This is a genomic window from Amnibacterium sp. CER49 (assembly GCF_029846255.1).
Lineage (GTDB): Bacteria > Actinomycetota > Actinomycetes > Actinomycetales > Microbacteriaceae > Amnibacterium.
This window is the reverse complement of sequence record NZ_JARVWQ010000001.1, coordinates 1,566,414-1,591,920: the sequence shown is the minus strand read 5'-3', so window position 1 is coordinate 1,591,920 and position 25,507 is coordinate 1,566,414. Positions and strand designations below refer to the sequence as shown.

Annotated in this window: 23 protein-coding genes; 12 read left to right on the top strand and 11 right to left on the bottom strand. The window is 75.7% G+C overall.

Translation table 11 applies throughout. The annotated features are described in order from the left end of the window. Positions 1-32 precede the first annotated feature (32 nt). Positions 33-575 carry an NUDIX hydrolase family protein gene (locus QDR37_RS07745; RefSeq protein ID WP_279713046.1) on the bottom strand — a complete coding sequence of 181 codons (543 nt, stop codon included), beginning with the start codon at positions 573-575 and terminating at the stop codon, positions 33-35. 60 nt (positions 576-635) lie between these two features. Here QDR37_RS07745 and QDR37_RS07740 point away from each other — a divergent pair, with 60 nt between their 5' ends. From QDR37_RS07740 to QDR37_RS07725, 4 genes are read left to right on the top strand one after another with little or no spacing between them, the layout of a single operon-like run. Continuing rightward, positions 636-5,381 carry an ATP-dependent helicase gene (locus QDR37_RS07740; RefSeq protein WP_279713045.1) on the top strand — a complete coding sequence of 1,582 codons (4,746 nt, stop codon included), beginning with the start codon at positions 636-638 and terminating at the stop codon, positions 5,379-5,381. After that, positions 5,374-6,168 carry a DNA-formamidopyrimidine glycosylase family protein gene (locus QDR37_RS07735; protein ID WP_279713044.1) on the top strand — a complete coding sequence of 265 codons (795 nt, stop codon included), beginning with the start codon at positions 5,374-5,376 and terminating at the stop codon, positions 6,166-6,168. The genes QDR37_RS07740 and QDR37_RS07735 overlap by 8 nt, the downstream gene beginning before the upstream one ends. 46 nt (positions 6,169-6,214) lie before the next feature. Then, positions 6,215-6,694, top strand: coding sequence for a Cys-tRNA(Pro) deacylase (gene ybaK, locus QDR37_RS07730; RefSeq protein ID WP_279713043.1), 480 nt, complete (start codon positions 6,215-6,217; stop codon positions 6,692-6,694). Then, positions 6,691-7,419, top strand: coding sequence for an SGNH/GDSL hydrolase family protein (locus tag QDR37_RS07725; protein WP_279713042.1), 729 nt, complete (start codon positions 6,691-6,693; stop codon positions 7,417-7,419). Before ybaK ends, QDR37_RS07725 begins: the two co-directional genes overlap by 4 nt. On the opposite strand, the gene QDR37_RS07720 is transcribed toward QDR37_RS07725, so the two are convergent. Further along, positions 7,416-7,907: a MarR family transcriptional regulator gene (locus QDR37_RS07720; RefSeq protein ID WP_279713041.1), complete on the bottom strand. Its 492-nt coding sequence runs from the start codon at positions 7,905-7,907 to the stop codon at positions 7,416-7,418. The genes QDR37_RS07725 and QDR37_RS07720 overlap by 4 nt on opposite strands. A 68-nt stretch (positions 7,908-7,975) precedes the next feature. Between QDR37_RS07720 and QDR37_RS07715 the strand changes: the two genes are divergently transcribed. The 4 genes from QDR37_RS07715 (at position 7,976) to QDR37_RS07700 (ending at position 10,792) form a co-directional block, all read left to right on the top strand. Beyond that, positions 7,976-9,247, top strand: coding sequence for a serine/threonine-protein kinase (locus tag QDR37_RS07715; RefSeq protein WP_279713039.1), 1,272 nt, complete (start codon positions 7,976-7,978; stop codon positions 9,245-9,247). Then, positions 9,244-9,396 (top strand): hypothetical protein, encoded by a 153-nt coding sequence (locus QDR37_RS07710; protein WP_279713038.1) that lies wholly within the window; start codon positions 9,244-9,246, stop codon positions 9,394-9,396. The genes QDR37_RS07715 and QDR37_RS07710 overlap by 4 nt, the downstream gene beginning before the upstream one ends. 68 nt (positions 9,397-9,464) lie before the next feature. Beyond that, the gene (locus tag QDR37_RS07705; protein WP_279713036.1) at positions 9,465-9,821 is read left to right on the top strand and encodes a PRC-barrel domain-containing protein; all 357 of its coding nucleotides are present in this window, start codon (positions 9,465-9,467) and stop codon (positions 9,819-9,821) included. A gap of 11 nt (positions 9,822-9,832) precedes the next feature. After that, complete coding sequence (locus tag QDR37_RS07700) at positions 9,833-10,792, top strand: LD-carboxypeptidase (RefSeq protein WP_279713035.1); 960 nt, start codon at positions 9,833-9,835, stop codon at positions 10,790-10,792. 4 nt (positions 10,793-10,796) lie between these two features. Here QDR37_RS07700 and QDR37_RS07695 read toward each other — a convergent pair whose 3' ends face one another. From QDR37_RS07695 to QDR37_RS07675, 5 genes are all read right to left on the bottom strand, one after another. Next, positions 10,797-12,287: an FGGY family carbohydrate kinase gene (locus QDR37_RS07695; protein ID WP_279713034.1), complete on the bottom strand. Its 1,491-nt coding sequence runs from the start codon at positions 12,285-12,287 to the stop codon at positions 10,797-10,799. Further along, positions 12,284-13,321 carry an NAD(P)H-dependent glycerol-3-phosphate dehydrogenase gene (locus QDR37_RS07690; RefSeq protein ID WP_279713033.1) on the bottom strand — a complete coding sequence of 346 codons (1,038 nt, stop codon included), beginning with the start codon at positions 13,319-13,321 and terminating at the stop codon, positions 12,284-12,286. Before QDR37_RS07690 ends, QDR37_RS07695 begins: the two co-directional genes overlap by 4 nt. Next, on the bottom strand, positions 13,318-14,223 hold the full coding sequence (locus QDR37_RS07685; RefSeq protein ID WP_279713032.1) for an NAD(P)-dependent oxidoreductase: 906 nt from the start codon (positions 14,221-14,223) through the stop codon (positions 13,318-13,320). The genes QDR37_RS07690 and QDR37_RS07685 overlap by 4 nt, the downstream gene beginning before the upstream one ends. After that, the gene (locus QDR37_RS07680) at positions 14,223-15,185 is read right to left on the bottom strand and encodes a sugar phosphate isomerase/epimerase (RefSeq protein ID WP_279713031.1); all 963 of its coding nucleotides are present in this window, start codon (positions 15,183-15,185) and stop codon (positions 14,223-14,225) included. Before QDR37_RS07680 ends, QDR37_RS07685 begins: the two co-directional genes overlap by 1 nt. 120 nt (positions 15,186-15,305) lie before the next feature. Next, positions 15,306-16,373: a TIGR03617 family F420-dependent LLM class oxidoreductase gene (locus tag QDR37_RS07675; RefSeq protein ID WP_279713583.1), complete on the bottom strand. Its 1,068-nt coding sequence runs from the start codon at positions 16,371-16,373 to the stop codon at positions 15,306-15,308. Positions 16,374-16,495: 122 nt separating this feature from the next. On the opposite strand from QDR37_RS07675, the gene QDR37_RS07670 reads away from it, so the two are divergent. Together QDR37_RS07670 and QDR37_RS07665 are read left to right on the top strand one after the other, a co-directional pair. Further along, positions 16,496-18,565 (top strand): acyl-CoA dehydrogenase family protein, encoded by a 2,070-nt coding sequence (locus tag QDR37_RS07670; RefSeq protein WP_279713030.1) that lies wholly within the window; start codon positions 16,496-16,498, stop codon positions 18,563-18,565. A gap of 49 nt (positions 18,566-18,614) precedes the next feature. Further along, positions 18,615-20,048, top strand: coding sequence for an LssY C-terminal domain-containing protein (locus tag QDR37_RS07665; protein ID WP_279713029.1), 1,434 nt, complete (start codon positions 18,615-18,617; stop codon positions 20,046-20,048). On the opposite strand, the gene QDR37_RS07660 is transcribed toward QDR37_RS07665, so the two are convergent. The 4 genes from QDR37_RS07660 to QDR37_RS07645 all read right to left on the bottom strand — a co-directional run bounded on the left by QDR37_RS07660 (position 20,024) and on the right by QDR37_RS07645 (position 23,672). Then, positions 20,024-20,557: a GNAT family N-acetyltransferase gene (locus QDR37_RS07660; protein WP_279713028.1), complete on the bottom strand. Its 534-nt coding sequence runs from the start codon at positions 20,555-20,557 to the stop codon at positions 20,024-20,026. The two genes, QDR37_RS07665 and QDR37_RS07660, sit on opposite strands and share 25 nt — an antisense overlap. Further along, entirely contained in the window at positions 20,554-21,681 is a 1,128-nt protein-coding gene (locus QDR37_RS07655; RefSeq protein ID WP_279713027.1) for an FAD-dependent monooxygenase, read from the bottom strand. The genes QDR37_RS07660 and QDR37_RS07655 overlap by 4 nt, the downstream gene beginning before the upstream one ends. Positions 21,682-21,703: 22 nt before the next feature. After that, the gene (locus tag QDR37_RS07650; protein WP_279713026.1) at positions 21,704-22,663 is read right to left on the bottom strand and encodes a hypothetical protein; all 960 of its coding nucleotides are present in this window, start codon (positions 22,661-22,663) and stop codon (positions 21,704-21,706) included. A 124-nt stretch (positions 22,664-22,787) separates the two neighbouring features. Then, on the bottom strand, positions 22,788-23,672 hold the full coding sequence (locus tag QDR37_RS07645) for an NAD-dependent epimerase/dehydratase family protein (protein WP_279713024.1): 885 nt from the start codon (positions 23,670-23,672) through the stop codon (positions 22,788-22,790). An 84-nt stretch (positions 23,673-23,756) separates the two neighbouring features. Here QDR37_RS07645 and QDR37_RS07640 point away from each other — a divergent pair, with 84 nt between their 5' ends. Next, a complete protein-coding gene (locus QDR37_RS07640) occupies positions 23,757-24,335 on the top strand; it encodes a helix-turn-helix domain containing protein (RefSeq protein ID WP_279713023.1) in 579 nt (192 codons plus the stop codon). A 124-nt stretch (positions 24,336-24,459) separates the two neighbouring features. Then, positions 24,460-25,506, top strand: a complete 1,047-nt coding sequence (locus QDR37_RS07635) for a helix-turn-helix transcriptional regulator (RefSeq protein ID WP_279713022.1) — start codon at positions 24,460-24,462, stop codon at positions 25,504-25,506. Position 25,507 lies beyond the last annotated feature (1 nt).

The following is a 25,507-nucleotide window of genomic DNA, read 5'->3' as shown; positions in this document are numbered from 1 at the left end:
GGGCCCGGACTCCGCGCGGCGCCCCGCCGGGCTCAGCCGAGGACGCCCACCGAGGCGAGCGCCGCGCGCACGAGCGATCCGCGGCCGCCCTCCATCTCGGCGGCGACGGAGGCGCTCGCGGCCTCCTCCGGCGACATCCAGGTGAGCTCGAGCGCGTCCTGCCGCGGGTCGCAGGTGCCGGTCACCGGCACGACGTAGGCGAGCGCGACGGCGTGCTGCCGCTCGTCCGTGTACTGGGTCAGGGTGGGCGGCGGGAAGTACTCGGCGACCTGGAAGGGCACGGGGCTCGCCGGCAGCTGCGGGAACGCCATCGGACCCAGGTCCTTCTCGAGGTGCCGGAACAGCGCGTCGCGGAGCGTCTCGCCGTAGAGCACCCGGCCCGACACGATCGTGCGGGTGATCGTGCCGCTCTGGCCGACGCGCAGCAGCAGCCCGACCTCGGTCACCCGGCCCATGCCGTCGGTGCGCACCGGGACCGCCTCGACGTAGAGCAGCGGGAGGCGGCGCCGGATCGCGGCGAGCTCGTCGTCGCCGAGCCAGCCCGGGTGCGGGTCGGGGGTGCGGACCGTGGCCATGCCCCCCTTTCTACAGCCCGACCCGAGGCTGTCTGCTGCGGGGTGCAGAATCACCGGACCATGCACGGGGTGCTCGATCGATTCGGAGCCGCGACCAGGGAGTGGTTCGTCGGCGCCTTCCGCGCGCCCACCGCCGCCCAGGCGGGCGCCTGGGACGCCATCGCGCAGGGCCGTCACGCGCTCGTCGTCGCGCCGACCGGATCGGGCAAGACGCTCGCGTCGTTCCTCTGGGCCATCGACCGCCTCGCCGCCCGGCCCGCCGACGCGGCACCCGGCACCCGCGTGCTCTACGTCTCGCCGCTCAAGGCGCTCGCGGTCGACGTCGAGCGCAACCTGCGCAGCCCGCTCGTCGGCGTGACGCAGACCGCGAAGCGGCTCGGGGCGGTGCCCCCACCCATCCGCGTCGGGGTGCGCTCCGGCGACACGAGCCAGGCCGAGCGCCGGGCGCTGTCGACCGATCCGCCCGAGATCCTCATCACGACGCCCGAGTCGCTGTTCCTCATGCTCACCTCGGCCGCCCGCGAGACGCTGCGCACGGTCGAGACCGTCATCGTCGACGAGGTGCACGCCGTCGCCGGCACGAAGCGCGGCTCGCACATGGCGCTCTCGCTCGAGCGGCTCGACCAGCTGCTCGAGCGCCCGGCGCAGCGCATCGGCCTCTCGGCCACGGTGCGGCCGGTCGAGGAGGTCGCCCGGTTCCTCGGCGGCCGCTCCCCCGTCACCGTCGTCGCGCCGAAGGCGCAGAAGACCTTCGACCTCTCCGTCGTCGTGCCCGTCGAGGACATGGCCGACCCCGACCTCGGCAGCGGCTGGCCTTCTGAGGGCGAGCAGCGCGAGGGCTCCGCGGCCGGCGACGTGTTCGACCCCGACGAGCCGATGCCGCAGCGCACCGGCTCCATCTGGCCGCACGTCGAGAGCGCCGTCACCGACCTCGTGCTGCAGCACCGCGCGTCGATCGTGTTCGCGAACTCCCGGCGGCTCGCGGAGCGGCTGACCGCGCGCCTCAACGAGGAGTACGCCGAGCGCCTCGAGGCCGAGGCGGCCGGCGTCCCGGTGCCGGAGGAGGAGCTCGTGGTCGTGGGCGGCGACTCCTCGGCCCCGAGCCCCAGCGCGCTCGCCCCGCGCGGGACCACCGCCGACGTCGCGATGAGCGCGCAGGCCGGCGCGACCAGGGGTGCCGCGCCGCTGCTCGCGCGGGCGCACCACGGCAGCGTCAGCAAGGAGCAGCGCGCCGACATCGAGGACGACCTGAAGTCCGGGCGGCTGCGCTGCGTGGTCGCCACCTCGAGCCTCGAGCTCGGCATCGACATGGGCTCGGTCGACCTCGTCGTGCAGGTGGGCGCCCCGCCGTCGGTCGCGAGCGGCCTGCAGCGTGTCGGCCGGGCCGGCCACCAGGTCGGCGAGATCAGCCGCGGCGTCGTCTTCCCGCTCCACCAGGCCGACCTCATCCACGCGGCGGTCGCCACCGACCGCATGCTGCAGGGCCAGATCGAGGCCATTCGCGTCCCGGCGAACCCGCTCGACGTGCTCGCGCAGCAGACCGTCGCCGCGTGCGCCCTCGACTCGATCGACGTCGAGGGCTGGTTCGACACCGTGCGGCGCAGCGCGCCCTTCGCCGGGCTGCCCCGCTCGGCGTACGAGGCGGTGCTCGACCTGCTCGCGGGCCGCTACCCGTCCGACGAGTTCGCCGAGCTGCGGCCTCGCCTCGTGTGGGACCGCGACGCGGGCACGCTCACCGGACGGCCCGGCGCCCAGCGGCTCGCCGTCACGTCCGGCGGCACGATCCCCGACCGGGGGCTGTTCGGCGTCTTCCTCATGGGCGGCGACAAGGGCGGGGCGCGCGTCGGCGAGCTCGACGAGGAGATGGTCTACGAGTCGCGGGTCGGCGACGTCTTCAGCCTCGGCGCCACGAGCTGGCGCATCCAGGAGATCACCCACGACCGGGTGCTCGTGCTGCCGGCGTACGGCGAGCCCGGCAAGGTGCCGTTCTGGAAGGGCGACGGGCTCGGCCGCCCGGCCGAGCTGGGCCGGGCGGTGGGCGAGTTCCAGCGCCGGCTCGCGTCGGCGAAGCCCGACGAGGCCCTCGCCGTCGCGCAGCGCATCGGCCTCGACGAGCGCGCCGGCCGCAACCTGCTGAAGTTCGTCTCCGAGCAGGCCGAGGCGACCGGCAGCGTGCCGAGCGACCGCACCCTCGTGCTCGAGCGGTTCCGCGACGAGCTCGGCGACTGGCGCATCGTGCTGCATTCCCCCTTCGGCATGCAGGTGCACGCGCCCTGGGCGCTCGCGGTCGGCGCCCGGCTCGCCGAGCGGTACGGCATCGAGGGCGGCGCGATGGCCGCCGACGACGGCATCGTGCTGCGCGTGCCCGACATGGAGGCCGAGCCACCGGGCGCCGACCTGTTCGCGTTCGAGCCCGACGAGCTCGACTCGATCGTGACCACCGAGCTCACGGGCTCCGCGATCTTCGCGTCGCGGTTCCGCGAGTGCGCCGCGCGCGCCCTGCTGCTGCCGCGGCGCAACCCGGGGCGCCGCTCGCCGCTCTGGCAGCAGCGGCAGCGCTCGGCGCAGCTGCTCGACGTCGCGAAGAAGTTCCCGACCTTCCCGATCATCCTCGAGACCATCCGCGAGGTGCTCCAGGACGTCTACGACCTGCCCTCGCTGAACGCGCTCGCCCGCGACCTCGACGCGCGCGCCGTGCGCATCGTCGAGGTCGAGACCCCGACCGCGTCGCCCTTCGCCCGCAGCCTGCTCTTCAGCTACGTCGGCGCGTTCCTCTACGAGGGCGACAGCCCGCTCGCCGAGCGCCGCGCGCAGGCGCTCGCCCTCGACTCCACGCTCCTCTCCGAGCTGCTCGGCCGCGCCGAGCTGCGCGAGCTGCTCGACCCCGCCGTGCTCGAGCGCACCGAGCAGGAGCTGCAGCGACTCGCTCCCGACCGCCGCCTCGACGGCGTCGAGGGCGCCGCCGACCTGCTGCGCCTGCTGGGGCCGCTCACCGTCGACGAGGTCGCGGCCCGTCTCGAGGGCGGGACGGAGGGCGGCGTCGCGTCCCCGGACACCGCCCGGGCGCTGCTCGACGGGCTCGTCACCGCGCATCGCGCCATCGCCGCGACGTGGGCCGGGCATGAGTGGTACGCCGCGATCGAGGACGCGAGCCGGTTGCGGGACGCGCTCGGCGTGCCCCTGCCGATCGGCGTGCCGATCGCGTTCGTCGAGCCCGTCGCCGACCCGCTCGGCGACCTGATCGGCCGCTACGCCCGCACCCACGGCCCGTTCGCCGCCACCGGCCCCGCCGAGCGGTTCGGTCTCGGCGTCGCGGTCGTCACCGACACCCTGCGCCGCCTCGCGGATGAGCGGCGGGTGACCGAGGGCGAGTTCCGTCCCGGCGGCACCGGCTCCGAGTGGTGCGACGCCGAGGTGCTCCGCCGCCTCCGCCGCCGCTCGCTCGCCGCGCTCCGAAAGGAGGTCGAGCCGGTCGAGCAGGCCGCGTACGGCCGCTTCCTGCCCGAGTGGCAGCACGTCGCCCCGATCGGCGGTGGCCCGGCGCGCGGCGCCCTCCGCGGCGTCGACGGGGTCGCCACCGTCATCGAGCAGCTCGCGGGGGTCCCGATCCCCGCTTCCGCGTGGGAGACGCTCGTGCTGCCCTCCCGGGTGCGCGACTACTCCCCCGCCATGCTCGACGAGCTCACGGCGACCGGCGAGGTCGTCTGGTCGGGCGCGGGACGGCTCGCGGGCAGCGACGGCTGGATCGCCCTCCACCTCGCCGACGCCGTGGCCGTGACGCTGCCCGAGGCCGAGCAGGCCGAGCGCTCGCCGCTCGAGGTCGAGGTGCTCGCCGCGCTCGGCGGCGGCGGCGCGTTCTTCTTCCGTCAGCTCGCCGACGCGGTGGGCGCCACCGTCCCCTACGGCTCGGCCGTCACGTCTCTGCGCGACGCGCCGGAACCGGCCTCCGTGGGCCCAGACTCGCAGCTGCAGGACGCGCTCTGGAACCTCGTGTGGGCCGGGCTCGTCACGAACGACACCTTCGCGCCCGTCCGCGCCCTCACCGGGGGCGGCGGCACCGCCCACCGCACCCAGCGCCGCGCGCCACGGACCCGCGCGTACCGGGGCCGCGGCCGGCCGGTCATGCCGTCGCGGGCCGCGCCCCCGGCCGCAGCCGGTCGCTGGGCGATCCTGCCGCTGCCCGAGTCCGACCCCACGGTGCGCGCCGCGGCCACCGCCGAGGTGCTGCTCGATCGCTACGGCGTCGTCACCCGCGGCGCGGTGCAGGCCGAGCAGGTGCCGGGCGGCTTCGCGGTCGTCTACAAGGCGCTCGCGGCGCTCGAGGAGGCGGGTCGCGCCCGGCGCGGCTACTTCGTGGAGCACCTCGGTGCCGCGCAGTTCTCGACCTCGGGCACGGTCGACCGGCTGCGCGCCGCATCCCGCGACCCGAACGCGGAGGCCGTCGACGCGCCCGCCCTCTGCCTCGCCGCCACCGACCCGGCGAACCCCTACGGCGCCGCCCTGCCGTGGCCGCCCGGCGAGGGCCACCGGCCCGGCCGGAAGGCGGGCGCCCTCGTGGTGCTCGTCGACGGCGAGCTCGTCGCCTACGTCGAGCGCGGCGGCCGCACCGTGCTCGTGCTCGCCGACGACGAGGCCGTCCGCGAACGCGCGGCCCACGCGATCGCCGACGTGGTGCGGGGCGGCGGGGTGCCGCAGCTCACGGTCGAGCGCATCGACGGCGAGTTCGCGCTCGGCACCCCCTTCGGGCAGCTGCTCGAGCGGGCCGGCTTCGCGCCGAACCCGAAGGGCCTGAAGCTCCGTGCCTGAGGGCGACACCGTCTACCGCACCGCCAAGAACCTCTCCTCCGCGCTCGCGGGCTCGGTGCTCACCCGCTGCGACGTGCGCGTGCCGCGGTACGCCACCGTCGACCTCGCGGGGCAGACGGTCGACTCGGTCGCGAGTCGCGGCAAGCACCTGCTCATCCGAGTCGGCGACAGCGTGATCCACAGCCACCTGAAGATGGAGGGCTCCTGGCACCTCTACCGGCCCGGATCCCGGTGGCGCCGGCCCGCCTTCGAGGCGCGGATCGTGCTCGGCACCGCCGAGTGGCAGGCGGTCGGCTTCGCGCTCGGGCTGCTCGAGATCCTGCCGCGGGAGCAGGAGGACGACGTCGTCGGATACCTGGGGCCCGACCTGCTCGGCCCCGACTGGGACGCGGCCGAGGCCGAGCGGCGCATCCGGCAGCAGCCGGAGCGGGCCATCGGACTCGCGCTGCTCGACCAGCGCAACCTCGCGGGCGTGGGCAACGTCTACCGCAACGAGCTCTGCTTCCTGCGCGGCGTGCTGCCGACGCGGCCGGTCGCCGAGGTGTCGGACCTCTCCCGCATCATCGACCTCGCGAAGCGCACGCTCGAGGCGAACAAGAACCGGGTCGAGCGCACGCTCACCGGCGACACCCGGCGCGGGCGGCAGGACTGGGTCTACGGGCGCTCCGGCAAGCCGTGCCGGCGCTGCGGCACCGCGATCCGCGGCGGCACCCTCGGCGATCCGGTGAAGCCCGGCGAGGGCGCCCTGGACCGCGAGATCTACTGGTGCCCGCGCTGCCAGTCGTGACCCCGGGCTCGGGTGCGCCGGTAGACCGCCGGGTAGCGTCGCCGTCGTGAGCAGAGGGCCCGGCACCCCCGCGACGAAGGCCCTCGAGGCGGCCGGCATCCCGTTCACGCCGCGCCCGTACCCGCATGATCCCGCGTCGGCCGACTACGGGAACGAGGCCGCGGCCGCGCTCGGCGTCCCCGCGGAACGAGTCCTGAAGACCCTCGTCGCCGACGTCGACGGGGCGCTCGTCGTGGCGGTCGTGCCGGTGTCCGGGTCGCTCGATCTCAAGGCCCTCGCCGCGGCGGTGGGCGGCAAGCGGGCGGCCCTCGCCGACCCGGCGGTGGCGGAGCGTCGCACCGGCTACGTCGTCGGCGGTATCTCCCCGATCGGGCACCGCACCCGGCTGCCGCTCGTGCTCGACGCCTCGGCGCTCGATCACCCGACGGTGCTCGTCTCCGGCGGTCGCCGGGGCTTCGACCTCGAGCTCGCGCCCGCCGACCTGCTGCGCGCCACGGGTGGCACGACCGCGGCGGTCGGCCGGTGAGGCGGTTCCTGCTCGCCGCCGCGGGTGCCCTGCTCCTGGCGGGAGCCGCGGTGGGGCTCGAGCGCCGGAGGCGCCGCTGGGTGACCGTGCTGAACGCCCGGATCCCCGCGCACCACGTGCACTGGCAGCAGCGCGGGCGCGTCGATCCGGAGGCCGTGCTCTACGTCGCGCTCGGAGACTCGGCCGCGCTCGGTCTCGGTGCCTCCGATCCCGACCGCGGGTACGTCGGCCTCGTGGCCGAGCGCATCGCCGCCGTCACCGGGCGCCGGGTGCGGGTGCGCAACCTCGCGATCGACGGCGCGACGCTCGCCGTCGTGATCCGCGACGAGCTGCATCGGATGCGCGGCCTCGAGCCCGACGTCGTGACGCTCGGCGTGGGTGCGAACGACGTCTGGCGGTTCGAGCCCGGCCGCTTCGAGCGCGAGCTCGACGAGGTCTGCGCCGCGCTGCCGCCGGGATCGATCGTGAGCGAGCTGCCCAGCTTCAGCGTCCTGCCGGTCGCCGGGCGGGTGCGTGCCGCGAACCGCATCGTGCACGAGGTCGCCGACCGGTACGGGTTCTGGGTCGCGCCCCTGCACGCCACCACGGGTGCAGGAGGCCTCCTCGACGCGCTGCTCGGCGCCGCAGGCGACCTCTTCCACCCGAACGACCGCGGTCACCGCCGCTGGGCCGAGGCGTTCCTGCCCGGCGTGCTCGCCGCGCTCCGGGCGAAGGGGCTCGCCTAGGCCGGGACGGGGGCGGGCGCGGCGAGCGACTCGGCCATGCGCCGGAGGAAATCCGTGACGACCTGCACCTCGGCCGGCTCGAGCGACGTGACGACGTCCATCATGCGGCGATGCATGTCGCCGAGCGTGGCGCGCACCTCCTCGTCGGAGTGCCCGGTCGGCACGAGCAGCGCGGCGCGATGGTCGGTGGGGTGCGGCCGGCGCTCGAGGTGCCCGGAGCGCACGAGCCGGTCGACGAGCACCGACACCGACGCGGGCGTGATGCCGAGCCGCCGCGCGAGGTCCTTCGCGGTGACGTCGCGCCCCGCGCTGCGCTCGGCGAGGAGGAAGCGGAGGGCGGCGAGGTCGTTCTCGTTCATGCCCATCGAGTCGCGCGTGCGCCGCCGCATGGCCTGCTCGGCGGAGCGGTAGTCGCGGAGGGCGTTCAGCAGGTCGATCGCCGTCGCCCGGTCCTGCTCGTACCAGTACGCGCCTTCGCCCACCGCCATGTCGTCACCACCTCTCCGCGATCCTCATGTAGTTTACCCAACTAAGCGATCGAGAGGGCCACTGAGTGATGGCGTACCCACCCTCGACGTCCGGCTTCCAGGCCACGGGCGTGAGCGGCACGAGCACGGCCGCGACGGCGCCGGGCCGCTACGAGCTCGGCGTCCGTCTCGGGACGGGCGGCATGGCGAGCGTCCACCGCGCGGTCGACCGCGTGCTCGGCCGCGAGGTCGCCGTCAAGCGGTTCGACCGCTGCCCGCCGGACGCCGGCGCGGCGCGGGTGCGCGACGCGGAGGGCCGGATGCACGCGTCGCTGCGGCACCCGGGCCTCGTGACCCTGCTCGACGCGGGGATCGACGGCCAGGGCGTCCCCTTCCTCGTGCTCGACCTCGTCGACGGCGCCGACCTGCGCAGCCGCATCCGCCGCGAGCCCTTCGACCTCCCGGCGGCCGCGTACCTCGGCCTCGATGTCGCCGAGGCGCTCGACTACCTGCACTCCCGGGGCGTCGTGCACCGCGACATCAAGCCCGCGAACGTGCTGCTCGGGCCGGGCAGCGGCATCCGCCCGTTCCGCGCCCGGCTCGCGGACTTCGGCATCGCGGTGCCCGTCGCCGAGTCGATCGAGGCCGACCCGCAGACGACCACCGGCACCGCCGCCTACCTGAGTCCCGAGCAGGCGAGCGGCCGGCCCGTCGGCCCCGCCTCCGACGTCTACTCGCTCGGCCTCGTGGTGCTCGAGGCGATCACCGGCCACGTCGAGTTCCCGGGTGACGCGCTCACGAGCGCGTTCGGTCGGCTCGAGCGCGACCCCGAGCTGCCGGACGGCCTGCCGGCGGCGTGGCGCCACCTGCTCGCCGGCATGACCGCCCGCTCGCCGCAGCAGCGCCCGACCGCGGGAGAGGTGATGCTCGCCTTCCGGCAGCTCGTCATCGACGCCGACGCCCCGGAGCGCGACGAGCTCGAGGCACCCGGTGCGCTCGGGCGCCTCGCCGCGCTCGCCCGCCGCATCGGCGGGGCGCGCGCGGCGAGCGTGACCGTGCTCGATCAGCGCCGCGCCTGGGTGCAGGTCGCCGCCGACGCCGCGGAGCGGGACCCCCTCGCGGCAGCGGTCGCCGAGGCGGACGCCGCCGGCCTCGCCCTGCACGGGCCCGTCGGGGGAGAGATGCCCGACCTGAGCCTGCCGATCACGGGTTCGGACGGCACGCTCCTCGGCGTCTGCCGCGTCTTCGGCGCCGCCCCCGCGGCGCTTGCGGAGGCGCTGCCGGCGCTGGCCGCGGTGACCGAGATCGCCGCCCACGACGAGGAGCTCCGCCGGGTCGCGCGGCGGCTGATGCGACGATGATCCGCCGCGCCACCGGCGTCGAGCTCGCCGACTGCCCCTTCTGCGGCTTCGCCGTGCGGATGCCGCCCGAGGAGAACGACCTGTTCGGCTGCGCATCGTGCGGGGCCGTCGCCCGTCGCGTCGGCACCCTGCAGCAGCACACCGGTTGAGCGGACGCTCGGACGGCTCACAGCCGCGCCCGCGAACGTGGGCACGACCCCTGGAAGGAACGAACCGCATGAGCTTCCCCGCCGAGAACATCCGCGACTGGCGCAACCACGACGTCGTCGACATGAACGGTGACAAGATCGGCTCGCTCGAAGCCGTGTACTTCGACACGGGCAGCGACCAGCCCGCCTTCGGCACGGTGACGCAGGGGCTGCTCTCGAAGCGACTCGTGTTCGTGCCCCTGAACGGCGCGGTCGTCTCGCCCTCGTACCTGAAGGTCGCGGTCGACAAGAAGTCGGTGAAGGACGCGCCCTCCATCGACCCGGACGGCGAGCTCACCCGCGAGCGCGAGCCGGAGGTGTACGCGCATTACGGCATCGCGTACGAGCCGGGTGCAGGCGGCGAGCGGCGACTCGGCCGACGCTGACCGCGCAGCCGGTGGCGCCGCTGCTGCGTCCCCGTGCGCTCCGCGCCGGGGACGTCGTCGCGATCGCGGCGGTGTCGGGCGGCCTCGAGCCGAACGAGGCGCCGCTGCTCGAGCACGGGCGGCGCGAGCTCGAGCGGCTCGGCTTCGTCGTCCGCGTCTCGCCGCTCGTGTCGCTCGACCTGCGGCACTGGTACGGCCCGGCGACCCCGGCGGAGACCGCGGCGGAGCTGAACGGCCTGCTCCGCGATCCCGCGGTGCGCGCGGTGTTCGCGCTGACCGGTGGGCGCGGCGCGCTGCCCCACCTCGACCTGCTCGACCTCGCGGCGGTGCGCGCCGACCCGAAGCCGCTGATCGGGTTCAGCGACATCGGCGTGCTGCACCTCGCGCTGCACGCCGCCACCGGCCTCGCCGGCGTGCACGGCGACCTCGTCACGCACGGCTTCGGCTACTGGCACGAGGACGAGGCGTGGTCGTCGCGGCTCGCGGCGAGCTACCGCGCCGTGCTGACGGGCGAGGCCGCCGGCGCGCTGCCCGCCACCGGCGCCGAGCAGTGCTGGCGTCCGGGCCGGGCGGAGGGACCGCTCGTCGGCGCGATGCTGAACCGGCTCGTGCGCATGCAGGCCACGCGGTTCGCGCTCCCGCCGGAGCGCTTCGACGGCGCGATCCTCTTCTGGGAGGAGACGGCGGCCGTGTCGCAGGTCTGGAACGACCTGCAGGTGCTGCGTCTCGCCGGCGTGCTCGCGCGGATCGCGGGCATGGTCGTGGGGCCGCTCGCCACGATCGAGGCGCCGGAGGGCGAGCCCTCGGTGCAGGACGTCGTCCTCGCGGCGCTCGGCGACCGCGACGTGCCGGTGCTCGCCGACGTCCCCATCGGTCATGAGCCGCCCGACTGGCCGCTGCCCCTCGGGGTTCGCGCGGCGCTCGACGCCGACGCCCGCACGCTGTCCCTCGTCGAGCCGGCGGCGGTCTGACGGTTCAGCGGAGCGCGGCGAGGTCGCGGAACACCTCGCGGAGCGCCGGGTAGGCGCTCCGGTAGACGGCGAACCGGGCGTCCCCGTCGCCGTTCCCGGCTGGGCGCACGGTCGCCGCGATCCGGCTCATCCGGCGCGCGAGTGCGGCCGGGTCGCCGTACCCGACCCCCGTGCCCGCGAGGATCGCCGCTCCGAGGGCCGCGGTCTCGACCTCGGCGGCCACGGCGAGCTCCCGGCCGAGCGCGTCCGCGACCGCCTGGAGCAGCAGGGCCGAGCGGGCGCCGCCGCCCATCGCGGTGACACGGTCGAGCCGGATGCCGCGCTCCGCCTCGATCGACTCGACCTGCAGCCGCACCTCGAGCGCGAGCCCCTCGAACACCGCCCTGGCGAGGTGGGCGCGCGTCGTGTGGTCGGCGAGGCCGATGAAGGCGCCGCGCGCGGCCGGATCCCAGTAGGGGGTCTCTGCGCTCGTGAGGTAGGGCAGGAACAGCACACCGCCCGCGCCGGCCGGCGACGAGGCCGCGAGCGCCTCCACCTCGGCGACGCCGTCGACCGTGTCGGGCAGGCCGAGCACCCGCTCGCGGAGCCACGCGAGCGACAGCACGCCCGACGCGACGAGGGCCTCGAGCGTGTACTCGCCTGCGATCGGTGAGGTGAGGGTGCGGAAGGCCGGCGCGATCGCGGGGGCGGCCGACGTGGTGCCGAGCGTGATGGAGGTGCCGAGGCTGAGATACGCCTCGGTCTCGCCGACCGCGGCCGCCCCGAGCCCGGCGACCTGGCCGTCGCCGCCTCCGGCGACGACCGGCAGGCCCTCGGGCAGCCCGGTGCGGGCCGCGGCGGCCGGCGTCACCCTGCCGATCGTCGTTCCGGGCGGGACGAGCTCGGGCAGCTGCGACGCCGTCACCCCGGCGAGCCCGAGCAGCTCGGGTGACCAGTCGAGGGTGCGCACGTCGAGCAGAGCGGTGGGATCGGCGCTCGCGACCGAGGTCGCGAAGCGGTCCGTGAGCGAGTGCACCAGCACGGCCCCGGTGTCAGCGATCCGCGTCGTGCGCGCGAGCACGTCCGGCTCGTGCTCACGCACCCAGAGCAGCTTGTAGAGGCTCGGGGTCGTGCTCGGCGGCTTGCCGGACAGCTCGTGCAGGCGCCGCGACCCCGCGCGGGCGACGATGGCGCCGGCGCGGGTGTCGAGCCAGAGGATCGCGGGCCGGACGGGCGCGCCGGTGACGTCGAGGCAGGCGAAGCTCTCGCGCTGGTGGGTGATGGCGAGCGCGACGGGCACCGCGTCCCGCTCCGCGAGCCGGGCGCTCAGCGCGCGCAGCGCCGCATCCGCGGCCGCCGTCCAGTCGCGCGGGTCCTGCTCCGCCCAGCCCGGGCGTGGCGAGGTGCGGCCGAGCGGCGCCCGCGCCTCCGCGACGGCCGAGCCGTCGAGGTCGAAGGCCACCGCCTTCACGGCGGTCGTCGACGCGTCGACGCCGACGAGGACGTCGTCGCTCACCGCACGGGAGCGGGCAGGGCGGCCGCGGCGAGGCGGCCCGCGGGGTCGGCCGCGCCGTCGACGAGCGCCTCGATCGCACCGAGCAGCGGCACGGCCTCGGCCGGCAGCAGCTGCGCGGCGAGCGCCGTCGCCATCCGGAGCGCGGGGACGCCCTCGACGGTCTGCTCCGCGGCCGCCATGGCCGCCAGCGCCTCCGCAGCCCGCTCGCCCCGGCCGAGCCGCTCGCCGTAGGCGCGGTTGCGACCAGACAACGCGGTGACCTGGAGGTCGCCCGTGCCGGCGAGCCCCTGCACGGTCTCGGCGCGACCTCCGGCGGCGACGGCGAGCGCGGCCATCTCGGCGACCGCCTGCGCGAAGACGGCGGACTTCAGGTCGTGCCACGGCTCGCCACCGCGGGCGGTGAGCCCGTCGAGCACGCCGAGCGCGATCGCGTAGACGTTCTTCAGCGGCGCTGCGAGCTCGAGGCCCACGAGGTCGTCGGTGACGGCGACGCGGTAGTCGTCGGTCTGGGCGATGCGCGCCGCGGCGCGGGCCGCCTCGACGCAGCTCGCGCCGTAGACGGTGGCGGTCGGCCGCGCGGCCGCGACCTCGTTCGCCTTGCACGGACCGCCGATGCCGACGAGCGCCGGTGGCCGCGAGAGGCCCGCGAGCGCCTCGCCGACGACGTCGGGCAGGATCCGCACCGGTCCGTCGCCGTCGCGGAGCAGTCCTTTGCTCGTGATGCCGAGCAGCGGCACGCCGTCGAGCGCCGGCGCGGCCTGCGCGATCGTGCCGCGCACCCCCTCGGAGGAGACGGCGAGCACCGCGAGGTCGGCCCCGTGAAGCGCGTCGGCGAGCCGTGGGGCGGGGAAGGTCCGCACGCCCTCCGGTGCGGGGACACCGGTGCGCGGATGGGGCCGTCCTGCCTCGACCGCGGCGAGCAGCGCATCGTCGAGATGGGTGCCCCAGAGGCGTACCTCGTGGCCGCGCACCCGCAGCGGGGTGGCGAGCGCCGAGCCCATGGCGCCGGCGCCGAGGATCGTGACGACGGTCACCGGGGATCCGCCCCGGCCCGACCGGCGAGCGCGGTGATCGAGTCGTCCTCGCTCGCGTAGCCGCGCGCCATCATCAGCAGGTAGGCCTGCTCGGCGGCGGCGGCCACGGGGGCGACCGTCCCGGCCTCGCGGACGAGGTCGTGCACGATCCCCATGTCCTTCGAGATCACGTCGAGCCGCGAGCGCAGCTCCGGCGCCTGCCCCCGGAGCTGCTCGATGATGCGCGGACCGCGGTCCGCGAGCATGAACGAGGCCGCGGCCCCCTGCCCGAGCACCTGGAGCACCCGATCGAGGTCGAGCCCGAGCGCGTCGGCGAGCGCGAGGGCCTCGGCCGCAGCGGCGGTGTGGATGCCGCAGAGCAGCTGGTTGACGGTCTTCATCGTCTGCCCGTCGCCGGGGTTCGGCCCCGCCACGAACAGGGTGGAGGCGAGCCGGTCGAGCACGGGCTCCGCCCGCGAGAGGACCGCATCGGACGCGCCCGCCATGATGAGCAGGTCGCCGTTCCTCGCGCGGACCGCGCCGCCGCTCACCGGCGCGTCGAGCAGGTCGACCCCCGACTCCTGCAGCCGCGCGGCGGCCGCGACGACCGCGCCGGTGCCGACGGTGGAGGTGAGCACCACGACGGCGCCGGGGCGGAGCACGGCGGCCGCCCCCTGCTCGCCGAACATGGACGCCTCGAGCTGCTCCTGGTTGCGCACGCCGATCACGACGACGTCGGCGCCCTCGGCGGCTGCGGGCGCGCTGCCCGCGCGGGTGGCGCCGCCCTGCTCGGCGAGCGCGATGCGGTCCGGCACGACGTCGAAGGCCCGCACCGGCAGCGTCTCGGCGAGCCGGGTGGCCATGGGCAGGCCCATCGCGCCGAGGCCGAGCACGGCGACCTGCGGAGCACGGGTGTCGGTCATCAGCGCACCTCCGGGGACGCGGCGTCGGAGAGGTCGAAGCGGAGGAGCCCCCGCAGGTAGTCGCGGTTGCGGGCGGCGACGGCGAGCCCGTCGCCGCCGTAGTGCTCGACGCAGAACGGGCCGGTGTAGCCCGCCTCGAGCGCCATCTTGATGGCGCGGCGGTAGTTCATGCTGCCGGAGTCCATGGGCGCGGGCGCGGTGAGCACGGTGCCGGACGGGAAGTCCTCGAGGCGCAGGTAGCTCTTCACGTGCCAGTAGTTCGAGTGGGGCAGGCACTTCGCGAGCGCGTCGAGGAACGGCTCGATGGGGCGGTGCAGCCGGTAGAGGTTGCCGAGGTCCGGGTTCAGCCCGACCGCGTCGGAGCCGATGTCGGTGACGAGGCGGACCGCGCTGTCGGCGCTCCCGAGCAGCGTGTCCTCGTACATCTCGAGCGACAGCTGCACGCCGACCGATGCGGCGTGATCGCCGAGCTCGCGCAGTCGGCTGACCGCGCGCGACCAGGTCTCGGGATCGTCCGAGTCGCGGGGGCCGTCGACGGTCCAGAACCAGTGGGCCTTCTGCTGCTCGGGCAGCAGCGGCCGGTGCAGGCCGACGCTCACGACGGCGCAGCCGAGCGCGGCACCCGCGTCGATGGTGCGGTGGCTGTAGGCGAGGTTGTCGTCGGCGCTGTCGGGGTCGATGACGCTGCGTCGGATGGCGCTGATCGCGGGGGCGGTGAGGCCCGCACTCCGGATCGCTCCGGCGAGCTCGTCGAGCCGCTGCGGGGTGAGATCGCCGGGGCGGACCCAGGAGTCGGTGAGGTCGACCTCGGTGAAGCCGGCGTCGGCCACCTCGGCGAGGGCGGCGCCCCAGACCTCGCCGGGGGCGTCCTGCACCGGGGTGCCCGAGGTGGTGGTGCCGAGGAACGGCAGCATCGCCGCCGCGATCGGCCAGGTGTCGGCGTCCGGTCGGCTGTCGCTCATGGTCCTCCTCGGCGGGGGCGCCGCGGCGCGCCTTTGTCGCGGTCCGCAGCATATTGAGGCCGCCTGGAGGGCGGCCCCGGCCGATCTGTGCGTTGCTGCACCAGCGTCCCGCGTCCCGCGTCAGGCGACGGAGCCGATGGCCTCGAGCCACCCGCCGCGGTCCACCCCGCTCGGCACGCCGAGGACCACGCGGTCGGCGAGCCCGTCGTACCGCTGCCGCAGCAGGCCGGGCACGTCGGCGGCCCGCTCGGCGACCACCGCGAACGAGGCCAGCACCTCGTCGTCGACGAGGGCCGCCATCGCGGCCCAGCGTGCGGGGTCCCTGGAGACCGACAGCTCGTGCAGCCGGTCGGCGAGGTTGCCGCGGCCGTCGATCTCGAGCACCCCGCGGTAGGCGGGCGTGCTGCCGTAGAACGCGATCTGGGCGCGGACCGCGGCGGCAGCGGCGGCGCGCTCCGCATCGTCCCTGCCGGTGACGACGAACGCCGGCGCGACGACCGCGAAGCCGTCGCGGTCGCGCCCTTCGCGCGTGAGGCCGCGCGCCGCAGCGGGCGCGACGACCTCCTCGAGGTAGCGGGGCGTGCAGAACACGTGCGCGATGACGCCGTCGGCGACAGCCCCGGCGGTCTCGGCCATCCGGGCCCCGACCGCGGCGAGGTGCACCGGCGGCAGGCCGTTCGGGGCTGGGCCGGGCGAGAACGCGGGGGTCATCAGCGTGTGCCGGTAGTGCTCCCCCTGGAACCGCAGCCTGCCGTCGCCCTCCCACGCCTGCCAGATGGCGCGGACCGCTCGCACGAACTCCGCGATCCGCTCCGCCGGCGGCCCCCACGGCATCGAGAAGCGACGGGTGATGTGCGCCTCGACCTGCGTGCCGAGCCCGAGCACGAAGCGGCCGCCGGAGAGGTCCTGCAGGTCGCGGGCCGCGACGGCGACGCTCATCGGGTTCCGCGCGAACGCCACCGCGATCTGGGTGCCCACGTCGGCGGTCCGGGTGCCGGTCGTCGCGAGCGTGCAGGTGAGGAACGGGTCGTGGGTCAGCTCGGTGGCGTGCACCCCCGCGTAGCCGAGCCGCTCCGCCGTGGCGGCCTGCTCGGGGACGGTCGCGAACGGCTCACCCAGCACGGCGTCGAATCGCATGTCGCCTCCGCGGTCACCGTAGCCCCCGTCCGGGCGCCGCTTTGGAGGGATGCACCAGACCCGGGTGTCCCGGCGGCGCCGGCGGCGTGAGGTCCCCTACCAGCGCTGCGGCGTCCCGTTGTGGATGGGCTACCGTCCCGGCGACGGATTCCAGCGACGGCATGGAGGTCTTCGTGGGCGAGCAGAGCACGACGGTGGACGAGCGCCTGGCGCCCGGTGAGCGGGAGACGATCGTCCTGCCGCCCGAGCCCGCGCCGGCCGCGCACGCGCCCTCCCCGGAGGCGGCGGTACCGCCGGCCGCCCCGCTCGACCCGACTCGGATGCGCGACCTGCTGCTCGGGCGCTGGGCGGAGCGGCGGCTGCCGGCACGGCAGGCGATGCTCGACCCGCGCTTCCACCTCGCCGACGACGAGACGGTGGCGCAGCAGCGGGCGCGGGTGACGGAGGGCCTCTCCGACCTGCTCGCCACCGGCGCCCCGCGGCTGCCGTTCCCGCCCGAGTTCGGCGGCAGCGGCGATGCGGGAGGCAACCTGGCGGCCTTCGCCGAGATCGTCGCCGGCGACCCGTCGCTCCAGATCAAGGCGGGCGTGCAGTGGGGCCTCTTCGCCGCCGCGATCCTGCACCTCGGCACCCGCGACCACCACGAGCGCTTCCTCGGCGACGCCGTCGAGCTGCGCGTGCTCGGCGGGTTCGCGATGACCGAGACCGGGCACGGCTCCGATGTCGCTTCGATCGCGACGACCGCCGTCTACGACCCGGCCACCGAGGAGTTCGTGCTCCACACCCCGTTCCGGGCGGCGTGGAAGGACTACATCGGCAACGCGGCGCTCGACGCCCGCGCCGCCGTCGTGTTCGCGCAGCTCGAGACCCGTGGCGAGCGGCACGGGGTGCACGCGTTCTACGTGCCCATCCGCGACGTGTCCGGCGCGTTCCTGCCGGGCGTGGGCGGCGAGGACGACGGTCCCAAGGGCGGCCTGAACGGCGTCGACAACGGCCGCCTCCACTTCGACGGTGTGCGCGTGCCGCGGACGAACCTGCTCAACCGGTACGGCGACGTCGCGGCCGACGGCACCTACTCCTCCCCCATCGCGAGCGCGGGCCGGCGCTTCTTCACGATGCTCGGCACGCTCGTGCAGGGCCGGGTGTCGCTCGCGCTCTCGACGAACGTCGCGGCGCAGCTCGCCCTGCAGATCGCGGTGCCCTACGCGGACGAGCGACGCCAGTTCGCGGGCGCCGGCACCGACGAGACGGTGCTGCTCGACTACCCCCGGCACCAGCGCCGCCTGCTTCCCCGCGTCGCGACGAGCTACGCCACGTCGTTCGCGCTGAACGAGCTGCTCACCGACTTCCACCGCGTCTTCACCGGGGAGCACGACACCGACGAGGCCCGGCAGGACCTCGAGACGTTCGCCGCCGCGATGAAGGCGGAGAGCACCTGGTTCGCGCTCGAGACGATCCAGGAGTGCCGCGAGGCGTGCGGCGGCGCCGGGTTCCTCGCCGAGAACCGGTTCCCGCGGCTGCGCGCCGACCTCGACGTCTACGCGACGTTCGAGGGCGACAACACGGTGCTGCTGCAGCTCGTCGGCAAGCGGCTGCTCACCGACTACGCGAAGCGCTTCAAGGGCGCCCCGCCGGTCGCCGTCGCCGGGATCCTCGCGAAGCAGCTCGCCGGGGTCGCCGCCGGCGCGGCCGGCGCGACCGCGCTCGCCCAGCGGGTGGCGGACCGCGGCTCGAGCGCGGGCGCGGTCCAGGCGCTGCGTGACCGCGACGTGCAGGAGGGGCTGCTCACCGATCGCGTCGACGTCGCCGTCGCCGAGCTCGCGGCCCGCCTCCGGCCCGCGTCGGGCCTGCCCGCGGACGAGGCCGCCGCGCTGCTCGGGCGCAACCAGCACGTGCTCATCGAGACGGCGCGCGCCTGGGCCCGGCTGCGGCAGTGGCAGGCCCTCGACCGCGCTGCGCGCGGGGCGGGCGCCGGAGCGGAGCGCTCGACGCTCGAGCAGCTCCGCGACGTGTTCGCGCTCTCCGCCGTCGAGCGCGACCTCGGCTGGTACCTCGTCCGCGGCCGGCTGGACCGGCAGCGGGCCCGCGCGGTGCCGGTGGCGCTCGACGCGCTGCTCGCGGCGCTCCGCCCGCAGGCGGGCGCGCTCGTCGCGTCCTTCGGCTACGAGCAGGGTCACCTGCGCGCCGCGATCGCGTCGGGCGCCGAGCAGCGCCGCCAGGACGAGGCGCGCGCCGCCCGGTAGGCCGCAGGAGGCCGAGGAGCGCCATCCGGGCCCCGGGTAGGTTGCCCGGATGGCCGACGACGCACCCGCATCGCCGGGCCTCGCCGTCCGGTGGGAGCGCAGCGACGTTCCCCGGTCGTGGCCCGCGGTGCTCGTCGTGCTCGACGGGCTCTTCTTCCTGCTCGGTGCCGCGGCCGCCGCGGCCCTCGCCGTGCTCACCGTGCGGCGGATCGTCCTCGGCGGCATCGCCGACTGGTGGCTGCTCCTCGTGCTCTGGCTCGTGCTCGCCTACCTGCTGCTGCCGCGGATCCACTCGGCCCTCGCGCTCGTCTACGTGCCCGACTACTTCATCGGGCGCAGCCGCACGTACGAGGGGCTGCTCGCGGACCCGGTGAACGTCGCGCTGCTCGGGACGGAGATGGAGGTGCACACGGCGATGAGCCGGGCGGGGTGGCGCCTCGCCGACGAGCTCGGGTTCCGCAGCGGCCTGCGTACGGTCACGACGACCCTCACCCGGCGCACGTACCCGACGGCGCCGGTGAGCCCGGCGTTCCTCTTCGGGCGCATGCAGGACTTCACGTACCAGCAGGAGGTCGAGGGCACCCCCGCCAGGCGGCACCACGTGCGGTTCTGGCACGTGCCCGACGACTGGTTCCTGCCCGGCGGTGCCCGCGTCGACTGGCTCGCCGCCGGCACCTACGACAAGCGCGTCGGCCTGTCGGTGTTCACGCTGCAGGTCACCCACAAGGTGGCGATCGAGACCGACCGGGAGCGCGACCACATCGTCCGCACGGTGCTCGAGGGGAACCCGGACGCCACCGCCGCCGTCCTGCCCCACTTCTCCTCCGGCTACCACTCCCGCAACGGCGGTGGCGACTCGATCTCGACGGACGGCGACCTGCCGGTGCTCGACCTGACCGCGCTGATCGACGAGCCGGCCGGGCTCCCCGCCACCGCCGTGCGGGTGGGACGCTCGCCCGGCGCCCGGGCCCGCGTGGTGCTGCAGACCGTCCGCGACACCGCGTCGTCGAACCGCATCAAGCGACCGATGACCGTCTACGTCGGCTACGGCCTGCTGCTGCTCCGCGCGGCCGCGGGCGTCACCGCCGCGGTGCTCGGGTTCCTCGGTGTGCCCGGGGTCGGCCTCGCCGCAGTGCTCGACGGCCTGCCGCCGCTGCTCGGGCGCCCCGGCCTCGTCCTCGTCGTGGCGGGCGCGGCCGCGGTGGCGCTCGTCGCACTCGGCCAGCTGACCTTCGCAGGGTCCGCGATCGCGCGGATGCTCGCCCTCACCGCGAGCACCGCCGCCATCCTCGCCGCGCTCCTCGCCGGTCCCGCGGCGTCGGCCGGCCTCGGCGCGCAGGTGTGGCTCGTCGAGCTCGTGCTCGACATCGGGGCGCTCATCACCCTCTCCTCGGGCGACGTGCGCGACTTCGACCTGCGGATGCTCGAGCGGCGCCGCGACCTCCGGGCCCGGAGGCGTCAGCCGCGCAGCGGCTTGCGGTAGACGACGAGCACCGCGGGCACCAGCAGGCGCTCCACGAGCTGCGGGTAGTGCTCGCCGAGCGACTCCTCCGCCGTCACGGCGTAGCCGAGGCGCCGGTACCAGCGGTCGAGCCGGGCCTTGTCGGGCGACGGCGGATCGCTCGGCGTGAGCACCTCGAGCTGCATCGCGGTCCCACCCGCCTCGGTCGTGATCCGGTCCGCCTCCTCGAGCAGCAGGGTGCCGATGCCTGCGCCGCGGGCCGCCGGCTCGACGGCGAGCATCCCGAGCCGGCCGACGCGGTGCTCCACCGCGATCCGCAGGACGCCTGCGAGCCGCCCGTCGACCGTGGCGGCGAGCAGCTCACCCGCCGCGACGGCGTCACGGACGTCGTCGGCGTCGGTGCGCGACGTGCCCGGACGCCAGAAGCCTGCCTCCGCGACCGCGTAGACCCGGTTCACGAGCGCGACGACCTCGTCGACGAGCCCGTCGACGGCGGAGCGCGGGGGCACCGGCGCGACGGTGGCGGTCACCCTTCCGTCCTCCTGGGCCGTTCGCGCGCCACGAGCCGGAGGATCGCGTCCCGCGTCGTGAGGCCCGCGTCGCCGGCGGGGACGAGGATGCGCGATGCGAGCGGCGCGGTGAGCTGCCCGAGCCGCACGGCCGCGCGCTGCGCGCGCTCGTATCCGGCGAGCGCCGCCGGCAGGTCGGACGAGTCGTCGATCGCCGCGGCGAGGATGCTCGCCCCGGCCACGGCCGCGCTCGATCCGTCGCCGAACAGCGACACGCACGAGGCCGCGTCGCCGAGCAGCACGACCGGCCCCCTCGACCAGCGGGGCACCCGCACGCGGGAGACCGCGTCGAAGTACGTGTCGCCGGCGGCGCGATAGGCGGCGAGGAGCTCCGGGACGCGCCAGCGGAGCGAGCCGTAGCGGGCGGTGAGCAACGCGTGCGCCGCGCCGCGGTCGCGGACGTCGATGCGCTCGCGGGACCGGAACAGGAAGAACGCGCCGGGCGTGCCGGCGCCCGGATGCAGCGCAGTCGCCGCACCCGCCGCGTTGTGCAGCAGCACGGTGTCCGGTCGCAGCCGGAGGCCGGGGATCGGCACGGTCGCCGCGTACAGCCCGAGCGACGACACGAACGCCGGCTCGGGCCCGAACACCAGGCGGCGGACCTGCGAGTGGAGCCCGTCAGCGCCGACGAGGAGGTCGAACCGCTCGGGGCCTCCTCGCTCGCAGCGGACCAGCGCGCCCGACCCGTCGGGCTCGACGTCGACGACGGTGTCGTCGAACCGGACCTCGGCAACCGTGCGCGCGGCGTCGAGGAGCACCGCGCTGAGGTCCGCCCGCGGCACCTCGAGCTCGCGCTCCCCCCGGCGCGTCGGCACGCCTGCGCGTGGGCGTCCGAGGTCGTCGACGATGACGAGGCGCCGGACCTGCGTCGCGACCTCGGCGAGCCGCGGCAGCAGCCCGAGCCCCTCGACCACGTCGAACGCGCGACCGCGGACGTCGACCGCGTTCCCGCTCGACCGGACGCCCTCGTCCCGTTCGACCACGACGACGGCGTGCCCGGCGCGGCCGAGCAGCACGGCGAGCGCGGCGCCGGCGACCCCGGCCCCGCAGATCAGCACCCGCAGCGGAGCCCGCGTCGTCGCCATGACCCGATCATCCAACGCCGCTTCAGGTGCGGCGGTAGGTCGCCCAGTAGAACGGCGTGCCGGTGCTCGTCGAGAGCCGCAGGCCGCTCGGGACCATGCCCTTCGGCACGACGACCCGGGCCGTCTGCAGCAGACCGCCGGCGGACGTGCCGAGCACGGCGGCCACGGCCTCGGGCGGGCCGCCCGCCGACGGGACGGCGTAGACGGTCCAGCGCCAGTCGGATCGGTGTCGCAGGATCAGCACGAGGTCGAGCGTCCCGCCGCTCGGCGACCGCCCGCTCACGACGATCGGCGCGCTCGACGGGTTCTCCTCCGGGGTGCCGTCGACGCTCGCGCCACCGACGACCGTCGCACGGGCCGTGATCCCGGGCCCGAGCCGGTCCTCGATCAGCGCGTCGAGCTCGGTGCCCGCCTCCTCCGTCCTGCTCGTGGCCGGCTGCCGGAACGCCTCCGCGACCAGCTGCTCGACCTGGAAGGCGGGCCCCGACCGCACCTGCAGCGCGTGCGCCGACACGGAGGGCACGGGCCGGGCGACGGCATGCGGCAGAGCGACAGCGGCGGCGGCGCCCACCACTCCGACCGCGAGCACCGTGGCACCGATCAGGACGAGTGGGCGCCGCCGAGCGCGGTGCCCGGCTGCGGCGGTTCCGTGCTCCGGCTCGGCCGCCGCCGGCAGCGCCTCGGCGAGCGCCGCCCGCGCGACCTCGCGCTCCTCGCGCAGGCGTCGCTCGAGATCCGCGTACCGGGCTCGGGCTCGGCCGTCGGGATCGGGGCGGTACAGCCCGGCCCGCAGCTCGAGCAGCGCGGCGAGCGGCGGCGGGGCGCCGCTCGGTGCCGCGGCGGCCGGATGCGCCAGCCAGAAGAGCGCGTCCCCCGCGTCGTGCGGCCCGCGGTACGCGGCGCGGAACACGGCGGCGACCCCGCGTCGGCCCAGCACCTCGTCCGTCACCGACGGGGTCTCGAGGTCGTCGTCGGCGGGCACGGGCTGCACGGTAGCCGCTCGCGGCGGAAGCGGCGTGTGCTCCGGATACCGGGCGGCCGGCGACGAACCGCTCGGATCACGAGCGCTCCCGACGCTCTGACTCCTGCTCTGCCGACCGGCCGAGTCACGCGACGAGGTGCTGCTCCAGGTCCTCGAGCAGGCTCGGCCGCGTCGGCACCCAGCCGAGCTCGGCGCGCGTGATCGCGCTCGAGGCGGGCTGGTCCGCGGCGAACACGGGCCCGATCGGCCCGAACGTCTCGACGGGCACCTGCTGGACCTCGAGGCCCAGCTTCCGCCCGATGACCGTCGCGATGTCCTTGACGACGTCGCCCTCGTCCGCGACCGCGTGCCACGCCGTGCCGGCCTGCGCGCGCTCCAGCACCAGCCGGAACAGCACTGCGGCGTCGAGCGAGTGCACCGCCGGCCACCGCTGCATCCCGGTGCCCGGGTATCCGGCGACCCCGGCCTGGCGCGCGACCTGCGCGAGCAGCCCGGCGAAGCCGCCGCCCCCGTTCCTGTGCACGGTGCGGGGCAGCCGGACCGCGGCGGTCCGGACGCCGCGAGCGGCGAGACCGAGCGCGCGAGCCACCGTTGCACTGCGTCCACCGACGGGCCCGTCGATGGGCAGCGGGTCGGTCTCGACCGAAGGGCGCCCCGGGGCTGCGGGGGTGCCCGACACGATCACGAAGGGCCGCCCGCTGCCGATCAGCGCCTCGCCGATCGTGTCGATCGCCGCCGTCTCCTCGGCGATGTCGGCAGCGAGCGCCTGCGGGCTCGAGAAGTCGTTGCCGAACGCGAGATGGACGACACCCTCGGATGCCTCCGCCGCTCGGCGGATGGCCCCGAGGTCGGCGAGGCCGCCCCGGACGACGGCCGCGCCCGCGGCGCGTGCGGCTGCGGCCGAGGAATCCGAGCGGGCGAGCGCGGCGACGCCGTGGTCGTGGCGGAGCAGCTCGGCGACGACGGCGGACCCGATGTTGCCGGTCCCGCCGGTGATGAAGACCTGCATGCGGTTCCTCCTCGAGTGATGCGACCGTTGTCTCATCACGGTAGCACCTGACGGGACAGGTGTCCCATCACCTAGCATGAACCGGTGGGACGCTGGGAACCGGGCGCACGGGAACGCCTCGTGCTGGCCGCCGTCGACCTGTTCCATGAGCAGGGCTACGACGAGACCACCGTCGCGCAGATCGCGGAGCGGGCCGGCGTCACGAAGAGCACCTTCTTCCGGCACTTCCCCGACAAGCGCGAGGTGCTCGTGGCCGGCCAGGCGGCGCTGAGCGCGCTGCTCGCCGAAGGCATCCGCGAGGCGCCCGCAGGCGCGGCGCCGCTCGATGCGGTGGCTGCGGGGCTGCGGCGCGCCGCGACGGCATACGGGCCGGTGAGCCGCGAGATCGCCCCCCGCCTCGAAGCGGTCCTCGCCGCGAGCGAGGAGCTCCGCCGGCGCAACGCCCAGAAGGCCGTCGGGATGGCGGCGGCGATGGAGGAGGCGCTCGTCTCCCGGGACGTCCCGGCGGTCACCGCTCGCCTTGCCGCGGAGCTCGGCGTGCTCGCGCATCACGCCGCCTTCACGCGCTGGGCCGCCGAGCCCACGGCGCCGTCGGAGGCGATGGCGGACTACTCCGTCGAGGCGCTCACCGAGCTGCGCCGAGCCGCCGCCTCCCTGGCCTGACCGGCGGAACGCGACCGCGGCACACCCCTCGAGCAGGACCGCCGAGCCTGCGGCACCGGCGGTCGCCCATGCACAGCCGGGCAGCCGGACGCAACCCCTTACCGGTCCCCTCCTCTGCTCCACCATGGACCTCAGGGCGGTCCGCGATGTCGTGCCGCCCGGGGAGCGCGACATCGCCATCCACGCGGAAGCCGAGCTGGCCTGGCTCGCCTCGACGGCGGGTCCGCTGGCCGACCGCGCCCACGGGATGCTGCTGGCCCTCGGGCAGCTCGTCCCGTTCGACGCCGCGTGGATCGCGGGGCTCGACGGCAACCGCTACGTGTCCCTCGCCAGCACCGGTCTGGACGATGGGATCGTCGACTACCTGAGCGGGCCACGGATGGCCCACGACATCGCGCTGACGGGCGTCAACCGGCACCAGCCGCCGCTCAGCGTCTCCGACCTGACCTACCCGGCGTCGGAGCTGCGTACGTGGTCCGAGTGCCTGCTCCCCGCCGGGCTCGGCGAGGCGCTCTCGGTCGCCCTCTTCGAGCCGGGCGGCCGCCACATCGGGTTCCTCACCGTGCTCTCCGTGGACCCGGAGCCTCCGGCAGCCGCCGCACGGATCGCCCTCGCGAGCGTGTCCGAGCTGCTGGCGCACGGCATCGATCCGCTCACCTCGCTCACGGCGGCAAGCCGGCTGGTCGGGGACGCGTTCGCCGGCGTCCTGCTGCTCGACCACGAGCGGACCGAGGCGCTGCCTGGACTGCCCGGGCACGAGCTGCTCGCAGCGCACTCGGCGATCCTCGACACGGTCCGCGCACGACTGCTCTCCCAGGAGATGCACCTGACCTTCCTCTGGCCGCACACCGCCCACGACGGGAGCACGGGTCACGTGCGTGCCACGTATCTGACCGTGACGAGCGCGCCGTTCCCGAGCCTGGTGGGCGTCGTGCTCCTCTCCCCGGCCGGTCCGCTCCACGGGCTGACCGCGCGCGAGCTCGAGGTGCTGGGGATGATGGTCGACGGCTTCTCGAACCAGCAGATCGCCCGGCAGCTCGTCGTGACCGCGCGGACCGTCGCGACCCACGTGGAGCACATCCTCGCGAAGCTCGGCTCTCCGACCCGCACCCACGCAGCCGTGCATGCGCAGCGGGAGGGCCTCTACGTCCCCCCGACCGCTCGGGGCTGAG